The organism is Pedobacter sp. N36a, from assembly GCF_014472395.1.
Classification (GTDB): Bacteria; Bacteroidota; Bacteroidia; order Sphingobacteriales; family Sphingobacteriaceae; genus Pedobacter.
Map to the genome: position 1 here is coordinate 403,663 of NZ_JACSZW010000005.1, position 14,585 is coordinate 418,247.

Sequence of the window (14,585 nt, forward strand, 5' to 3'; positions counted from 1 at the left end):
AAATGAAAAAGAAATTAATATATATCCTGATCTCTGCCGGAATACTCAGCTCTTGTGGTAAAGAGTTTACCGACCTGAACCCGATTTCTCAGCGTAACGTAAATGCCTTCTATAAAACCAGTGACGATATGGTGATTGCCGTCAATGCAGCTTATAAAGCCCTGCAGATGAATGGTGCATACAACCAAAGCTACTGGATCCTGAACGAAATGCGTTCCGATAATACCGATGGCGGTGCCGATAATACCGGATTGGGTGCAGACCTGAATGCCATTGACAATTTCAATGAAAATGCGGCAACAGCCGAATTGATCACCTCTTCTTACCTGGATTCCTATGTCGGCATCAGCAGATGTAACATCGTATTGAGCAGAATTGAAGAAGTACCGATGGACCAAAACCTTAAAAACAGAGTGAAAGGCGAAGCTTTATTCCTACGCTCCCTGTTCTATTATAACCTGGCCGTTAACTTCGGAAGGATCCCATTGGTGCTCAAAGAAATTACCGTTGAAGAAGGTAAATCCTACCCTCAATTGCCAGCCAGCGAGATTTATAAGCAGCTGGTTGCCGACCTGGCCACCGCCGAAGGTTTCCTGGATGTAAAATACACCGGCAGCAATGTGGGCAGAGCAACTAAAGGAGCTGCAGCTACATTAATGGGTAAAATTTACCTGACCATGGGCGATAAAGCTGCTGCCGTTGCGCCATTGAGAAGAGTTAAAACTTACGGTTATTCCTTAGTTCCTACCTACGACAAGCTTTGGGGAATTGCCAATAAAAACAATGTAGAGTCCATCTTTGAAGTACAATATAAAGGTGGCGGTACCAATACCGGAAATGCCTTTACCAATGCATTTTCTCCATTGATGATCCAAAGTACTGGTGCGTATAAAAACAGACCTACTGCAGAAATGCAGGCTGCTTATGAGCCGAACGACAAGCGTTTTGCCATCTCTATGAACCCCATCAACGGACCATTAAATGCAGGCCGTTTCATCCTCAAATATGGTACGACTACCGCTTATAATGAAGGTGATGCGGATTACAATTTCGTGGTACTGCGTTATGCGGACGCCCTGCTAATGCTGGCAGAAGCTTTAGGTGAAGGCACCGAAGCCTACGACCTGATCTATGAAGTAAGGTTCCGTGCCGGATTGAACAGAATTGACAGCAGTACCCCAGGTACTTTCGCCGAAAAACTACTCAAAGAAAGACGCGTAGAACTCGCTTTTGAAAACCACAGGTGGCCAGATTTACTGCGTTTTGGTAAAGCCGCAGAAGTGATGAAAGCACAAGGCAAAACACCAAGATTGCTTTTCCTGATTCCTCAGCGTGAACTGGACATCAACAATACCTACACCCAAAATCCAATCTAAAGAGTTTATAACCAGCAAACCACAGGTCGCCCGCTTTACAATGGCGACCTGTTAAAAAGTACAACGTATGAAAAAGATGAACTCCGTATTTATCCTTTCTTTGCTATCGGTATGCCTGAGCATTAACGCTAATGCGCAGCAGCAACCACCAAAACCTGCCTCTGGAAAAATCCTGCAGGACTTGAAAAAGCTCAACAAATTAGGCAATGTGCTCTACCTTGCCGCGCATCCGGATGATGAAAACACCACCCTGATTGCTTACCTGGCCAATCAGAAATTATACCATACCGGCTACCTTTCCCTTACCCGTGGAGATGGCGGACAAAACCTGATCGGCCCCGAAATCCGCGAACGCCTCGGTATAATCCGTACCCAGGAATTATTGCAAGCCAGAAGAACAGATGGCGGTCACCAGTTTTTTACCCGTGCCAACGACTTCGGTTTCTCTAAAAATCCGGAAGAAGTATTCAGCATCTGGGACCGTGAAAAGCTGCTTGCCGATGTGGTATGGGTGATCCGTAATTTTAAACCGGATGTGATCATCACCAGATTCCCTAAAGATTCCCGCGCAGGTCATGGCCAGCACAGCGCCTCTTCCATTTTAGCAGAAGATGCTTTTGTGGCAGCCGCCGATCCGAAACGCTTTCCGGAACAATTGAAATATGTACAGCCATGGCAAGCCAAACGCCTGGTATGGAACATCAGCTCCTGGGCTTTCAAAGATCCTGCTGCATTCGACAAGATTGCTTCCTCTCTGATAAAAGTAGATGTAGGTGTATTCAACCCATTACTCGGAAAATCTTATGGCGAGATCTCTGCCGAGAGCCGCAGCATGCATAAAAGCCAGGGCTTTGGTTCCACAGGTACCCGTGGCAGCAATTTCGATTATTTCCAACACACCATGGGCCCAGCTGCAAAAGCAGATCTTTTCGAGGACATCAACACCACCTGGACCAGGGTTCCAAACAGTGCAAAAGTACAGGAAGCCATTACCAAAGCCATTGCTACTTATAACGCCGCAAATCCATCTGCAGTAGTCCCACTCCTGTTAACCGCGAGAGCCGAACTACAGAAATTACCGGATTCTTTCTGGAAGAACCAGAAGTTAGAAGAGCTTCAAGAACTGATCCGCAGCGCCACCGGACTATATATCGAAGCCACTGCCGGTAATTTTGCAGTGGTGCCTGGTGGAAAACTAGAGGTAAAAACGGAAGTGATCAACAGATCTCCGGTGGCCGTAAAAGTAACGTCTATCCATTTCCCTTATCAGAAAAATGACTCTACCATCAATGCCAGCCTGGTAAATTCCGCAGGTCAGCAGTATAAAAAGCAGCTCATCGTTCCGACAGATCTGGCTTTTTCTCAGCCTTACTGGCTGCAGAAAGCAGATACGCTGGGGATGTTTGACATCTTAAAACAATCCGATGTTGGCTTACCAGAAAACACCCCTGCTGCAGAAGTAGCAGTCAACCTTACTATCGGCGGACAACCCTTTAAATTTACTGTTCCTGTAGTTTATAAACACAACGACCTGGTGTACGGCGAATTGTACCAGCCCCTGTCGGTGAGTCCGCCGGTATTCGCCAATATTGCCGAAAACGTATACATGTTCAATGGCCCGGAAGCGAAACAAGTAAATGTCTTCCTGAAAGCTGGTAAAGCGAACATCAAAGGTGAAGTATCACTGAAACTTCCTGAAGGATGGAAGGTGAGCCCTGCATCAGTTCCTTTCGACATCGAAAAAGAAAAAGCAGAACAGACGGCCAAGTTTATGGTCACTCCACCTGCCAATTCCAATATTGCAGAAATCCAGGCCATCGTTAATCTGGACAACAAAACCTATAATAAAGGGATCAGCGTGATCAATTATCAGCACATTCCTGAGCAGGTATTGTTCCCGGTTGCGCTCGCAAAAGCGGTAAAACTAGACCTGAATGTGAAAGGCAAACGTATCGGTTACCTGCCTGGCGCAGGTGATGAAGTACCGCGCTCCCTGCAGCAGATCGGTTACGATGTGACTTTATTGAAAGATGCAGATGTGAACTCAGAAAACCTGGAGAAATTTGACGCAGTAATTGTAGGAATCAGAGCTTACAACACCTTAGACCGCATTAACTTCTACCATGACCGACTGATGGATTACGTGAAAAACGGAGGCAATGTATTGATCCAGTACAATACCAATGCTGGATTAAAAACCAATCCTGGCCCCTACCCAATGAAATTATCTACAGATAGGGTAACCGTGGAAGGTGCCGAAGTACGCGTATTACTTCCTGAGCATGCCGCTTTCCAAAAGCCTAATAAAATCACCAATGCTGATTTTGATGGCTGGGTACAAGAACGCGGTTTATACTTCCCAAGCGACTGGGCGAAAGAATATGAAGCATTGATCTCCATCAATGACCCAGGAGAAAGTCCTAAAAACAGCAGTATTTTGGTCGCAAAATATGGAAAAGGAAATTTTGTTTACACTGGAATTTCCTGGTTCAGACAGCTTCCTGCAGGTGTTCCGGGTGCCTATCGCCTGTTCACTAACCTGATTTCTTTAGGTCAATAAAATATTCTACCTCCATTTAAGGTGCCGGTATCCTATATTAGAGGATTCGGCGCCTTTTTTTAACCAAATATAAAAACCAGCTACCACATGATGAAGAACATCTCCAGACACCTGACTTTTCAGGTGATTATTGCAATCATTTTTGGCATCCTGGTAGGGATGTTCTTCCCCACCTTTGCGAATACGGCCAAACTCATCAGTAAAACTTTCATCAATATGATCAGCATGCTGATCGCCCCAATTATTTTCTTCACCATTGTACTCGGTATTGCCAAAATGGGCGATATGAAAAAGGTGGGACGTGTTGGAGGAAAAGCATTACTTTATTTCGAATTGATTACCACAGTAGCCATTTTTATTGGTCTGGTCACCGCCAATTTAATGCGACCTGGCGATGGACTAAATCCAGTCGTTAAACACCCTAGCACTGCCACCGCAATCATAGCTCCGGGCAGTCCTGCTGCTGCCAATGCTGCAGCCGCTGTTGCCCCTGCCGATGTGAGCTGGATGGAATTCCTAAGCCATATCATTACGCCCAATATTTTCGAATCTTTTGCCAAAGGCGATATCCTGCAAATCTTATTTTTTGCCATTCTTTTCGGCTTTGCCCTGAGCAAAATGGGCCGGGCCGGCAGACATACCATCATCGCTTTTGAAAACCTCTCTCAGATCATTTTCAACATGATGAAATTTGTGATGAAACTGGCACCGATCGGGGCTTTTGGAGGGATGGCTTTTACCATAGGCAACTATGGCCTCTCCACATTGATCCCAATGGGAAAAGTGATGCTGGTGGTGTACATCACCTGTATACTATTCATTTTTGTGGTCCTTAATTTCATCTGTTACCTTTATAAATTCAGCCTATGGCAGTACCTGAAATATATCCGTCAGGAAATCCTGGTGGTATTGGGTACCTCCTCTTCGGAGTCGGTATTGCCAAGTATGATCCAAAAGATGGAGCGTTTTGGCTGTTCTAAATCTGTCGTCGGACTGGTGATTCCTACCGGCTATTCCTTTAACCTGGATGGGACTTCTATCTACCTTTCCATTGCGCTGATTTTCCTGACCCAGGCTTTCAAAATAGAGCTGGGTATCGCAGAGCAAATTGCAGCAATGGGGATTTTAATGGTGACCTCCAAAGGTGCTGCCGGCGTAACCGGCAGCGGTTTCATTGTGCTCAGTTCGACCCTGGTTTCCCTAAACATCATGCCCATAGAAAACGTGGCTATTTTGCTGGGTGTAGATAGGTTTATGTCGGAAGCCAGATCGATCACCAACCTGATCGGCAATGGCATTGCCGTGGTGGTAATAGCGAAGAGTGAGAAAGAATTTGATGAAGAAAAATATCAGCTGGCCATCAATCCAGCGACCAGTTAAATACAAATGGCATGGCCAATCCATATGTGGTACAAATTGAAATGAGCGGACAACATTTTATGCTGCTCAATGAAGGACCTGCTTCAGATCCAAATCCATCAATTTCATTTATGGTGATGTGTGAAGATGCAGCAGAGACTGAAATTAACGGATAATGGCGGCGAGGAGGTATTCTGTGGTTGGTTAACGGATCAGTTTGGAATCAGCTGGCAGGTTGTTCCTAAAGAGATAGGAAAGCTGATCAGCGATCCGGTACGCGGCCCAAAGGTGATGCATGCGGTAATGGGCATAAAAAGGCTGATCATTAAAGATTTGGAAGCGGCCTATAACCAAGGTTAAACGAAGCCATAAGTCTACAACCAACATTGTTTTAAACAACAAGCGCCCTGTTCATCATGCGATATTCAGGGCGTTTGTTGTTAATTGGTATAGTGTAAATTCTACAGGCCACACCCACCATTTCGTTCAGTGTTGAATCGTTCAAACTGAAACTATTCTTTAGCTTGTTCCGGGGCTTTTCCAATCAACTCCATAAACTGATCCAGCTTAGGGGTGATGATAATTTCTGTACGTCTGTTTTTAGCTCTTCCAGCTTCGGTATCGTTACTGGCAACTGGATTGTATTCCCCTCTACCTGCAGCGGTTAATCTTTTAGGAATTACACCGTAATTGTTCTGCAAAGATTGAACTACAGAGGAAGCTCTTAACGTACTTAAATCCCAATTGTTGCGAATGTTGACTTGTGAAATAGGCACATTGTCCGTATTTCCCTCAATCAATACATCATAACTCTGGTAATCTTTAATGATTTTAGCAATTTTACTTAAGGTAACACCCGCCTGATCAGAAATCTCATAGCTTCCTGATTTGTATAACATTTGATCCGATAGGGATATGTAAACGACACCTTTTAGTACCTTAATGTCTACATCACTCATTTCTTCCCTGCTCAATGAACGGGTTAGATTGGTAGTCAATACCAGGTTCAGAGAATCGCTGGTATTCTTAGTATTAACTAAATGTTGGATATATTTATTGGCTACATTGATCTCATCTACTAGCTTAGAAATATTGGTATTCCCCTGACTGCTAGAATTCAAACATTTATTTAAGGCAATTTGTAATGCTTTTACATTTTCCTGCTGCGTAGTGATTTGTTCTTCCAAACTTTTCACACGAGTGGTAGAACTGGCAAGCTGTTGGTTCACACCCTGGTTTTTCTCCTGTAACTGGTTATAACTAGACTGCAGGTCGGCGAATTTTTTATTACTCACACAACCCTGGCCTAATAAAGCCACAGCGATCAACAAGGATGGTACAATAGGTAATCTCATAATCTTATATCAGTTACAGTATAACTTAATTTTTAAAATGTTAAAGGAGCAACTACTGTACCACAATCTATTTGTTTCGGAAATTTATTCCTGTTATCTCTATTATGTAAATATGAATATGGCTATTCATGATGCAATACTATTTCTGCTCTACAAACACAATTTCCGAAATCATGGCGTTGCTGCCAGCCATAGACTCAATTTTCACCTTTAGTTTCCCGTCGTTGGTATCTTCCCACATCACAAAAAGCTTGATCCACTTCCCTTTTTTGTCTAAGGTACCCGTCATAAATTCCCGGCCATCTACCCCTATTTTTGCAGACCTGGATTAGTTGTTCCAATCTTCGAAATGCAGGTAAAGCTCCCTAATCACACCTTGAGGTGGATTGATGGTAATTTCCAGATTTTTCCCATACCAGGCAGATTTCCCATCCCATTCCCAGATTCCTTCTTCACCAGTCATTTTATAAGTGGTATTGCGTTTCACTACCGGAGCTTTATCACCAGTTTTCACATACAATAAAGCGCTGGAGAATTCCGCTGGCACTCCTGATGCAGCTTCCTTTATAAAAGGAAAACTTTTCTTTAATTGCAGGGGACTGACCTTCTGAGTGGCAAAATCATGGGTACATTCCCATGGAATTACAAATTCAGGAAAGAAATTAAAAAGGATTTAAAAAAATGATATAAGTTCCGTAACTTCCTGTAATAAACAGGGGGTTAAATCATTACGTTTTCTAATTCATTGTAATCGGCTATGCATGATATACTGATCTTTACCTCAAATATCATCAGTTATATCAGTATCGGAATTATCTGTTACGGAGCAGCAATTGGGCTTTACCATTTTATAAAGAATGAATTAAATCGATTGGGTAAAGGTTTCTCCTTACAAAGAACAGTTCAGATTAAAATTGAGGTCGGCTATTATTTGCTGCTGGGCTTAGAGTTTTTAATTGCTTCTGACATTATAGATACCATCGTTAATCCTTCTTTTCAGGATTTGGGGATCTTAGCGGGTACGGTAGTGATCAGAACTGGTTTATCTTATTTCCTAAATAAAGAAATAGACGACTTAAAAGCGCATAGCAACCATGAAAAATTACCCCTGAAAAATTGAAAAATGCAAGAAGAAAAACGATCACATTCTTATTTGGTTTAAGTAGAAAAATTTAATCTGCTTTTAATATTAAGAATTAGTTTTTCTAGTATATTTAAGTATTAATTCCAATCGTCATGGATGAATCAAATAAAAAGGATAATGCACAAAGCAGTGCAGAAATCACCAAAAATCTTGCAGCACATACTGCTGAGCTTAAAAAAAAGACCGAGCTTGTCAATCATCGGTTAGACGAATTGAGGGCTGAAACAGATAAGTTTTTGCATCCTGAAAAACCGGGAACGAAAACAACCAGGTAATGATGCCATGCTGCTGATTTAAGCAGTTTCCATTTTAGTATCCGCTCTTCATTCGAGATTCCTTCCTATTCATTCGCATTATTTCCTGGTATTCTTTTTACGACCCGCGTTTCTGAAGCGATCAGCTTTCCCTGTTCTTTAGATTTAAGCCACTTTTAAAAATCCTACTGGCCTTTCAGCCTATTCTTCCTAAACTTCAATTCAGGTGCCGACCGGCTATGCCCTTACCTTGTAAGCTTTGAAGTTTTATTTATCAGGCTTTTATGAGGATCTTTATTAGAGGTTGATAGGGCTTAACAGCAGCTATAACCCTATAATAGTAGGTAAGACCACTTCCTAAATAAAACTTAAGGCCTAAAAAAATTAAAACTCAACATGGTTAATAACCAGTATTTTACATCTCTCTTCCGCTTAATGAAATCACGCAACGCTCAATCTTTAACAAATCATTAACCTCTCAACTCTGGCAATCGCTTCAAACGGTCCTCATGGCCACTTAAATGGAAAAGTCGGCAACCTTGTTTTTTATATGCTCAACGGGCAGCCGGATGGAGCAATGCTATCCGACAGCGTTTACCTGGGCAATTTGAATGGCGTTGGTCAAAATATGGAAGAAAAGGAAACCCAGCAGAAGTATCAGCGGGTAAAAACGAGGTTTGATCAGGTGGCCAGCAGTTATTTGGGTCAATTAAAAGAGAACTATGGTATGCCAGTGAATACGAAGGCTTTTAAATGCCTGGAAAAAGAATATAAGGTACTCAAAGACAAGCTAGAACAGCTGCCCGGAAAGCCTGGCAAACACTATCCTTTATATTTATTGATGACATGAATTGGAGTTCAAATTTAACCCAATGCGGGAAAATTATATCCGAATAAAACCATTTCATCCTAAAAATAGGACTTGCTTTACTTATCCTGAAGAATCATAAGCCTTAACTCGGATTTGTTTCATAGCTTTGCCACAGAAAATATCAAGAAATTATCATGGCAGTATTACATAGAAAAGAAGAGAAAATTGAAGTTGTATTAAGTAAGCTTCCAAAAGATTATACTGATAAACAATTTGTAGACACTTTTATCCAGCTTTATTCAAAAGAATGGGGAAAGATCAAAGCGAATTACATCAAGCATTCTCAAGATAAAGAGCCTGGTACTGTGATCATCATGCCTAAGCCTGAGATTTATCTAAAAAACATTTTAGAAACTTATTTAGAGAACAATAAGAAATAATATTGACGGCTTTTGATAAAGCGCAATACTTCTTAAAATATAAAACAATGCCCGGCTTAATGGACTGAACCCCATAAGCTGGGCATTGTTCATTAAGGGGTGTTTTTAGCTCCTATATTTTATCCTATCGCATTCGAATCGGAAAGTTTATGATAATAGACGTAAGATACCGCCAGAACAGCGAAAACGATCCAAGGGAACATTGCCTCCATTCCGAAGCCATCCACAGCCCAGTGACTAATTGAGGCGAATATAAAATCAAAACCAAAGCCTGCATAAGCCCATTCCTTGATGCGCTTAGGGGCTTTAGGGACTATCAATATAATTGCGCCCAGTACTTTAAAAACAGTAAGTGCGATGCCGAAGTACGCGGGATAGCCCAAGTGTCGGATTCCTTCTTTTGCCATTTCAGTTTGAGAAGTGAATGCTGGCATTACTCCTTCAAATAAGAAGATAAGGATTAGTGGCCGTCCAGAAGATTATTTTGTTCCTTTTCATTGGTTTAAAATTGTGTTTATTGGTTTATAATTAGGTTGATTACTTTTCTATTATTCATAGATGGAAGAAGTCATTTATGGTGAGCAAAAGCTTTCTCCAGCAGAATGAGGTCGATCTTTTTCATTTGCATCATTGCCGCCATTACTCTGCTCGTTTTACCTGGATCTTTATCTTTGAGCAGTTCGGATAAAATCGTTGGCACAATTTGCCAGGAAAGTCCAAACTGATCCTTTAACCAGCCACAGACTTGCGCTTTCGGGTCTCCCCCGGCAGCAAGCTTATTCCAGTAATAGTCGATTTCATCCTGATCAGAACAGTTGACCACAAAAGAAACGGCTTCATTAAATTGAAAAACAGGCCCCCCGTTTAAGGCTAGGAATTCTTGCCCATCCAGTTCAAATACGATGTTCATCACAGTGCCTTCCGGCATGTGGTGTATTTCAAAACCTTCTTTAGTATAATGGGTTATTCCTTTGATACTCGAATTGTTAAATATTGAGGTGTAGAAGTTGATTGCTTCTTCTGCATTTTTGTCAAACCATAAGTTTACAGTAATCCTCTGACTAATTAGCTTGTTTATCATGGATTTAGTGGTTAAGTTAAATTTACTAATTCAAAGTTATATCGGAAAGTTGAATTTGTACTAGTGCAAAAATGACATAATGAGGGGGTAAATAAGACAAGTAATTCTCTTCGTTTTCTAGGGAATTTACTGAAGTTTTTAGTCGGGTTTGAAGTAATTACGATCAAAATAGAAAGGTTGTCCTGGTAGGTCAAGTTAAAATATTATGGAGATTTAAGGTTGAAGGAATAAAAACTACCTTAGAATGGGCCTTTATAAGCATCAAAACACTGTTTTTAAAAAAAGATTGAAATATTTGAATCTAAATTTGGAAAACCAGTAAAGATTTGTACTTTTGCGCCGGAGAGTTGGCAGAGTGGTCGATTGCGGCAGTCTTGAAAACTGTTGACTTGTCAAAGGGTCCGCGGGTTCGAATCCCCCACTCTCCGCCAAAATGGTATCAAAACCAACAAAAAGCCTGCAAATCATACGATAGCAGGCTTTTTTGTTTTTATTGGTATTCCAAAATATGCACGAATTCACATCCTATAGGTGAGTGATTCGGTGAGTCATTTGGAAAATTCAAATGACTCACCGAATAGCATATAAAAACCTGATATTAAACAGGTTGCTACACTAAACATCTTGATTTCTAATCGCTGCAAGGCTAAATTTGCATCGTTGATTCTTATTTACTTTATCTGCGATGCAGCTCTAGCCCGAAAATCGGGCTCGGGTTGTTTATTTTAATGTTTAACATTATGAAAACCAATTTCAGCTTGCTCTTCTACATGAAGAAACCAAAAAATTATCAAAATGGCGTCGCTCCTATCTATCTTCGCATTACTGTGAATGGTAGTCGTTCAGAAGTTACCACTGGTCGTAGTTGCGAACCATCGCAATGGAATGCAATTTCTGGCCGAGGCAATGGCAAAAAGGAAGAAATGAAATCCTTTAACGCTTATCTGGACAACTTGCAAAACAAAGTATTTGAAGCGCATCGACAATTAACCGAGAAGAATGATATCATCACTGCCAAACAACTGCGAGATCAATTTCAGGGAAAAGCAGAAAAGCAACGCACCCTAATTGACGTATTTAAAGATCATAACTACAAGATGGACGCCTTGGTGGGGTCCGAGTTCTCTAAAGGCACTGCAGAGCGTTACAGGACCTCTTTAAATCATACTATAGCATTTTTACAATGGAAATACAACATCAGTGATATAGACATTAGAAAAGTAAACCACAGTTTCATAACTGAATACGATTTTTACTTACGATCTGTCCGAAAATGCGCCAATAATTCTGTAGTAAAATACTTGAAAAACTTCGGCAAGATTATTCGTATTTGTCTTTCTAACGGATTTCTGGCTACCGATCCATTTAAAAACTACAAAAACAAGATTAAAAAAGTTGATCGGGTTTACCTTAATGAAGAAGAAATAAAGCAAATAGCCAATAAACCACTGCCTTCCGAAAGATTAACGCAAGTAAGAGACGTATTTATATTTTGTTGTTTTACTGGGCTTGCCTATGTAGATGTTAAGAATTTAAAAAGAGGTGATATTGTAACTGGCATTGATGGTGAAGAATGGATCTCTATTAAAAGGCAAAAAACTAATGTGCCTTCCCGAATTCCTTTATTACCTGCGGCCTCTACCCTCTTAAATCAGTATCATAATAATCGGATGTGCTTAAATAAAGGAATGCTAATGCCTGTATCAAGTAACCAGAAGATGAACACTTATTTAAAGGAGATCGCGAACCTCTGTGGCATACAGAAGTTGATCACTTTCCATATTGCAAGGCATACATTTGCCACAACGATTACATTATTGAATGGGATTCCTATAGAAAGCGTTTCAAAAATGCTAGGACACACCAATATTCAAACCACACAACATTACGCCAAAATACTTGACATTAAAGTTGGTACTGATATGGCTACCCTTAAAAAGAAGTATTAAGCAACTTAATTTATCGGGTAACACAATATCTAGCCCTAATTAACGTCTTTATGTATGAGAGCGTTAATTTAGATGAAGCGGGAAGGGTCGGAGATCCTTCCCGCTTCACTATTTTAGTAGTTTACTATAATTATTCTTAAACACACATACTACTTTCTACGTTTCATTATTTTTCATTTAGCTAATCACCACTCATTATCAGTCACTTAAAACAGAAACCCTAGTTGTACTCGAATTCACCTAGTGTGTAGCACTCTGAAACATCTGGATCAGACCAAGGGTGTTTTTCATATCAAGAGAACGGTTCATATCTTCCTCAATGAAGCTCCAGTAAAACTACATTGTAAGTACTTGTTCGTATTTATTACTCAAACTACTATCATCCTCCCAAATAAACTGAATTTTTACTTTATCAGGCGACCCAATAGAAGTGCTTATTATTAATTCAGTACTTTCTTGAGGGTTTAAAAGCTCGAATGGAAAAATATCTTGATTTAAAAACCAAAAATTCTGATCCTCAGATAGAATTTCAAAACGAATATTTCTTGCGGCAGATTTACCTGAATTAAATATCTTGATTATTTTATTCCCTTTATGTCCCTTAATCAAATTTGCCTTTACAAAGGCCTTCTTTTGTTCTATCTTTTCAGCATCAATTTTTTCTAATTGATAAGCATTAATTAAACCTTCCTGTTTTTTTATTCTCCGATCATGAACAACATAAGTAATTGCTGAAAAACATAAAGCTGCAATAGAAATAATTAAACTCCAGTCCATTTTTATTTGATTTTAATATATTTACTCCCTTTAAAGACTTTAAGGATGTCATTTTTTAAATCCTGAGCAATCTCACTCTTCTTTTCCTCCAATACATTATTAATGTTTTCCTGATTTAATTCTACAAGTTCAGCGTAACCATTTAAATATTCACGATTACAAGCTGTACACTTTACGTACGTTTTATCCTCATTAAAATCAAATGCTCCAGTGTTTCCACAAGTAACACACTGCAAGCTTACATTCATACTATAATTATCCTTCATCTCAATTTCTTTAATTGTTCCATTTAATAAGGGAGAGCGAGCTCTCGCTCCTCTCCCCGTTAATTTAAGCGTAAACTTCTAATCGCCAAGTAACACCCTTGCCACCATAAGGGGGCATTGTATTTCCTTTGGCAATTGGTGCGGTAGTTGTAGGTGAACCTACAACCCTCCATACACCACTTTCAGGGCATGATTGTCCTGTACTTGCAGTTGTACCAATTGGTTGTCTCATATTATACATATAAGTTAGCTCTCCTGGTTGAAACAGGGCAGGAACACATTAACCCTCCGAGAAAATTTGGAAATCACGCAGGAATAATTACTTTTGAAGTGCGAATTCGGGAAGTAATTTAACTTTCTGATTTAGAGTCAAGTCACCATTTTCTCAACTAAGTGACTTGGCTTTTTATTATTACTAATAATACTTAGTTTTTATTTAGATTCATTTGCAAGTTTTCAACATTCATTAGTATTACTAACAAAGCTTAAATGAAAACTAAAAATCGTTATCCAGTTTCTTTTCCATTTCCGTTTTCACAAAATTGAAAGTCAATAACATTTTATCATTTAAGGTTTTAAGAACCCGCATACGCTGGCGTTTGCCATTTTGACGTTTATTTGCAATATTTGAAATGGGAATACTTTGCGACTGGAAATCAGTATAAGATTTATACCTACTTTCCTTTCCATAAGCATATTGAGGTATCTCCATTTTAATTTTATATTTGCCATCTTTTACAATTACAGACAGCAATGCATTAAAATAGTATTTGTCTGTAACCGGATTTGAAGTAGCTAAAGCACTAAAAGCCGTCATATCAGAAATATCGTAGAAATTATTAACACTACAAATTCCAGATTCGGCATCGTAATTTGAGGTGCCCATTTTATTACTGGTAAAGGTTTTCTGTATAGCTAGTTTCGCTCTGGAGAATAACTCCTGCTTTGTGGTACCCGCTAAGTCTAAAACTGCTTCTACATAAACAGCATTATCTTTTACAGGAAGATAATCTTCCAGAGCTACCGTATCGGCAACCTTAGCCCCATTACGTTGAGTACTCCAGGTAATAGCATCCTGAGCAAGTACATTTAGGCTTGAGAGTAAACTTACTAAAATTAATAGAAGAGGTAATTTTGATGTTTTCATATTTAATATTGTTTATGATACAATATTAAAACACACCTGTGCAGTATAGCTGCAAAGGTCAATTAA

The 14,585-nt window shown here is 39.9% G+C and carries 17 protein-coding genes, 1 tRNA gene and 1 pseudogene; 10 read left to right on the forward strand and 9 right to left on the reverse strand.

The annotated features are described in order from the left end of the window. Positions 1 to 2: 2 nt before the first annotated feature. The 4 genes and pseudogenes from H9X96_RS12720 (at position 3) to H9X96_RS12735 (ending at position 5,655) form a co-directional block, all read left to right on the forward strand. On the forward strand, positions 3 to 1,376 hold the full coding sequence (locus tag H9X96_RS12720; RefSeq protein ID WP_187666635.1) for a RagB/SusD family nutrient uptake outer membrane protein: 1,374 nt from the start codon (positions 3 to 5) through the stop codon (positions 1,374 to 1,376). Between the two features lie 67 nt (positions 1,377 to 1,443). Then, positions 1,444 to 3,936 (forward strand): PIG-L family deacetylase, encoded by a 2,493-nt coding sequence (locus H9X96_RS12725; RefSeq protein ID WP_187666636.1) that lies wholly within the window; start codon positions 1,444 to 1,446, stop codon positions 3,934 to 3,936. A gap of 87 nt (positions 3,937 to 4,023) precedes the next feature. Further along, on the forward strand, positions 4,024 to 5,316 hold the full coding sequence (dctA, locus tag H9X96_RS12730; RefSeq protein WP_187666637.1) for a C4-dicarboxylate transporter DctA: 1,293 nt from the start codon (positions 4,024 to 4,026) through the stop codon (positions 5,314 to 5,316). A gap of 41 nt (positions 5,317 to 5,357) precedes the next feature. Continuing rightward, positions 5,358 to 5,655: pseudogene (locus H9X96_RS12735) on the forward strand (VOC family protein). A gap of 152 nt (positions 5,656 to 5,807) precedes the next feature. Here the strand turns inward: H9X96_RS12735 and H9X96_RS12740 are convergent. From H9X96_RS12740 to H9X96_RS12750, 3 genes are all read right to left on the reverse strand, one after another. Further along, positions 5,808 to 6,650 (reverse strand): flagellar motor protein MotB, encoded by an 843-nt coding sequence (locus tag H9X96_RS12740; RefSeq protein ID WP_187666638.1) that lies wholly within the window; start codon positions 6,648 to 6,650, stop codon positions 5,808 to 5,810. 139 nt (positions 6,651 to 6,789) lie between these two features. Then, the gene (locus H9X96_RS12745) at positions 6,790 to 6,939 is read right to left on the reverse strand and encodes a hypothetical protein (protein ID WP_187666639.1); all 150 of its coding nucleotides are present in this window, start codon (positions 6,937 to 6,939) and stop codon (positions 6,790 to 6,792) included. Positions 6,940 to 6,978: 39 nt separating this feature from the next. Next, positions 6,979 to 7,197, reverse strand: a complete 219-nt coding sequence (locus H9X96_RS12750; RefSeq protein ID WP_187666640.1) for a hypothetical protein — start codon at positions 7,195 to 7,197, stop codon at positions 6,979 to 6,981. A gap of 210 nt (positions 7,198 to 7,407) precedes the next feature. On the opposite strand from H9X96_RS12750, the gene H9X96_RS12755 reads away from it, so the two are divergent. The 4 genes from H9X96_RS12755 to H9X96_RS12770 all read left to right on the forward strand — a co-directional run bounded on the left by H9X96_RS12755 (position 7,408) and on the right by H9X96_RS12770 (position 9,299). After that, the gene (locus tag H9X96_RS12755) at positions 7,408 to 7,770 is read left to right on the forward strand and encodes a DUF1622 domain-containing protein (protein WP_187666641.1); all 363 of its coding nucleotides are present in this window, start codon (positions 7,408 to 7,410) and stop codon (positions 7,768 to 7,770) included. A 116-nt stretch (positions 7,771 to 7,886) separates the two neighbouring features. Further along, a complete protein-coding gene (locus H9X96_RS12760) occupies positions 7,887 to 8,069 on the forward strand; it encodes a hypothetical protein (RefSeq protein WP_187666642.1) in 183 nt (60 codons plus the stop codon). A 529-nt stretch (positions 8,070 to 8,598) separates the two neighbouring features. Further along, on the forward strand, positions 8,599 to 8,898 hold the full coding sequence (locus H9X96_RS12765) for a hypothetical protein (protein ID WP_187666643.1): 300 nt from the start codon (positions 8,599 to 8,601) through the stop codon (positions 8,896 to 8,898). 155 nt (positions 8,899 to 9,053) lie between these two features. Continuing rightward, entirely contained in the window at positions 9,054 to 9,299 is a 246-nt protein-coding gene (locus tag H9X96_RS12770) for a hypothetical protein (protein ID WP_187666644.1), read from the forward strand. A gap of 119 nt (positions 9,300 to 9,418) precedes the next feature. On the opposite strand, the gene H9X96_RS12775 is transcribed toward H9X96_RS12770, so the two are convergent. Both H9X96_RS12775 and H9X96_RS12780 read right to left on the reverse strand, forming a co-directional pair. Further along, positions 9,419 to 9,733: a DoxX family protein gene (locus H9X96_RS12775; RefSeq protein WP_255431103.1), complete on the reverse strand. Its 315-nt coding sequence runs from the start codon at positions 9,731 to 9,733 to the stop codon at positions 9,419 to 9,421. Between the two features lie 134 nt (positions 9,734 to 9,867). Beyond that, positions 9,868 to 10,380, reverse strand: coding sequence for a VOC family protein (locus H9X96_RS12780; RefSeq protein WP_187666645.1), 513 nt, complete (start codon positions 10,378 to 10,380; stop codon positions 9,868 to 9,870). A 341-nt stretch (positions 10,381 to 10,721) separates the two neighbouring features. On the opposite strand from H9X96_RS12780, the gene H9X96_RS12785 reads away from it, so the two are divergent. Both H9X96_RS12785 and H9X96_RS12790 read left to right on the forward strand, forming a co-directional pair. Beyond that, a tRNA-Ser gene (locus H9X96_RS12785) sits at positions 10,722 to 10,811 on the forward strand. Between the two features lie 309 nt (positions 10,812 to 11,120). Further along, positions 11,121 to 12,329 (forward strand): site-specific integrase, encoded by a 1,209-nt coding sequence (locus H9X96_RS12790; protein ID WP_187666646.1) that lies wholly within the window; start codon positions 11,121 to 11,123, stop codon positions 12,327 to 12,329. A 336-nt stretch (positions 12,330 to 12,665) separates the two neighbouring features. Here H9X96_RS12790 and H9X96_RS12795 read toward each other — a convergent pair whose 3' ends face one another. From H9X96_RS12795 to H9X96_RS12810, 4 genes are all read right to left on the reverse strand, one after another. Next, on the reverse strand, positions 12,666 to 13,106 hold the full coding sequence (locus H9X96_RS12795) for a hypothetical protein (protein WP_187666647.1): 441 nt from the start codon (positions 13,104 to 13,106) through the stop codon (positions 12,666 to 12,668). A 2-nt stretch (positions 13,107 to 13,108) separates the two neighbouring features. Continuing rightward, positions 13,109 to 13,372, reverse strand: a complete 264-nt coding sequence (locus H9X96_RS12800) for a hypothetical protein (RefSeq protein WP_187666648.1) — start codon at positions 13,370 to 13,372, stop codon at positions 13,109 to 13,111. A gap of 64 nt (positions 13,373 to 13,436) precedes the next feature. Continuing rightward, a complete protein-coding gene (locus tag H9X96_RS12805) occupies positions 13,437 to 13,604 on the reverse strand; it encodes a hypothetical protein (RefSeq protein ID WP_187666649.1) in 168 nt (55 codons plus the stop codon). 264 nt (positions 13,605 to 13,868) lie between these two features. After that, the gene (locus tag H9X96_RS12810) at positions 13,869 to 14,519 is read right to left on the reverse strand and encodes a DUF4468 domain-containing protein (protein ID WP_187666650.1); all 651 of its coding nucleotides are present in this window, start codon (positions 14,517 to 14,519) and stop codon (positions 13,869 to 13,871) included. Positions 14,520 to 14,585 lie beyond the last annotated feature (66 nt).

Bases quoted from the DNA above. Each gene is read 5' to 3' on its own strand.
- H9X96_RS12780 (WP_187666645.1), bottom strand. From the start codon at position 10,380: ATGATAAACAAGCTAATTAGTCAGAGGATTACTGTAAACTTATGGTTT.
- H9X96_RS12770 (WP_187666644.1), top strand. From the start codon at position 9,054: ATGGCAGTATTACATAGAAAAGAAGAGAAAATTGAAGTTGTATTAAGT.
- H9X96_RS12790 (WP_187666646.1), top strand. From the start codon at position 11,121: ATGAAAACCAATTTCAGCTTGCTCTTCTACATGAAGAAACCAAAAAAT.
- H9X96_RS12805 (WP_187666649.1), bottom strand. From the start codon at position 13,604: ATGAGACAACCAATTGGTACAACTGCAAGTACAGGACAATCATGCCCT.
- dctA (WP_187666637.1), top strand. From the start codon at position 4,024: ATGATGAAGAACATCTCCAGACACCTGACTTTTCAGGTGATTATTGCA.
- H9X96_RS12745 (WP_187666639.1), bottom strand. From the start codon at position 6,939: ATGACGGGTACCTTAGACAAAAAAGGGAAGTGGATCAAGCTTTTTGTG.
- H9X96_RS12800 (WP_187666648.1), bottom strand. From the start codon at position 13,372: ATGAAGGATAATTATAGTATGAATGTAAGCTTGCAGTGTGTTACTTGT.
- H9X96_RS12720 (WP_187666635.1), top strand. From the start codon at position 3: ATGAAAAAGAAATTAATATATATCCTGATCTCTGCCGGAATACTCAGC.
- H9X96_RS12775 (WP_255431103.1), bottom strand. From the start codon at position 9,733: ATGCCAGCATTCACTTCTCAAACTGAAATGGCAAAAGAAGGAATCCGA.
- H9X96_RS12795 (WP_187666647.1), bottom strand. From the start codon at position 13,106: ATGGACTGGAGTTTAATTATTTCTATTGCAGCTTTATGTTTTTCAGCA.
- H9X96_RS12765 (WP_187666643.1), top strand. From the start codon at position 8,599: ATGCTCAACGGGCAGCCGGATGGAGCAATGCTATCCGACAGCGTTTAC.
- H9X96_RS12725 (WP_187666636.1), top strand. From the start codon at position 1,444: ATGAAAAAGATGAACTCCGTATTTATCCTTTCTTTGCTATCGGTATGC.
- H9X96_RS12760 (WP_187666642.1), top strand. From the start codon at position 7,887: ATGGATGAATCAAATAAAAAGGATAATGCACAAAGCAGTGCAGAAATC.
- H9X96_RS12810 (WP_187666650.1), bottom strand. From the start codon at position 14,519: ATGAAAACATCAAAATTACCTCTTCTATTAATTTTAGTAAGTTTACTC.
- H9X96_RS12755 (WP_187666641.1), top strand. From the start codon at position 7,408: ATGCATGATATACTGATCTTTACCTCAAATATCATCAGTTATATCAGT.
- H9X96_RS12740 (WP_187666638.1), bottom strand. From the start codon at position 6,650: ATGAGATTACCTATTGTACCATCCTTGTTGATCGCTGTGGCTTTATTA.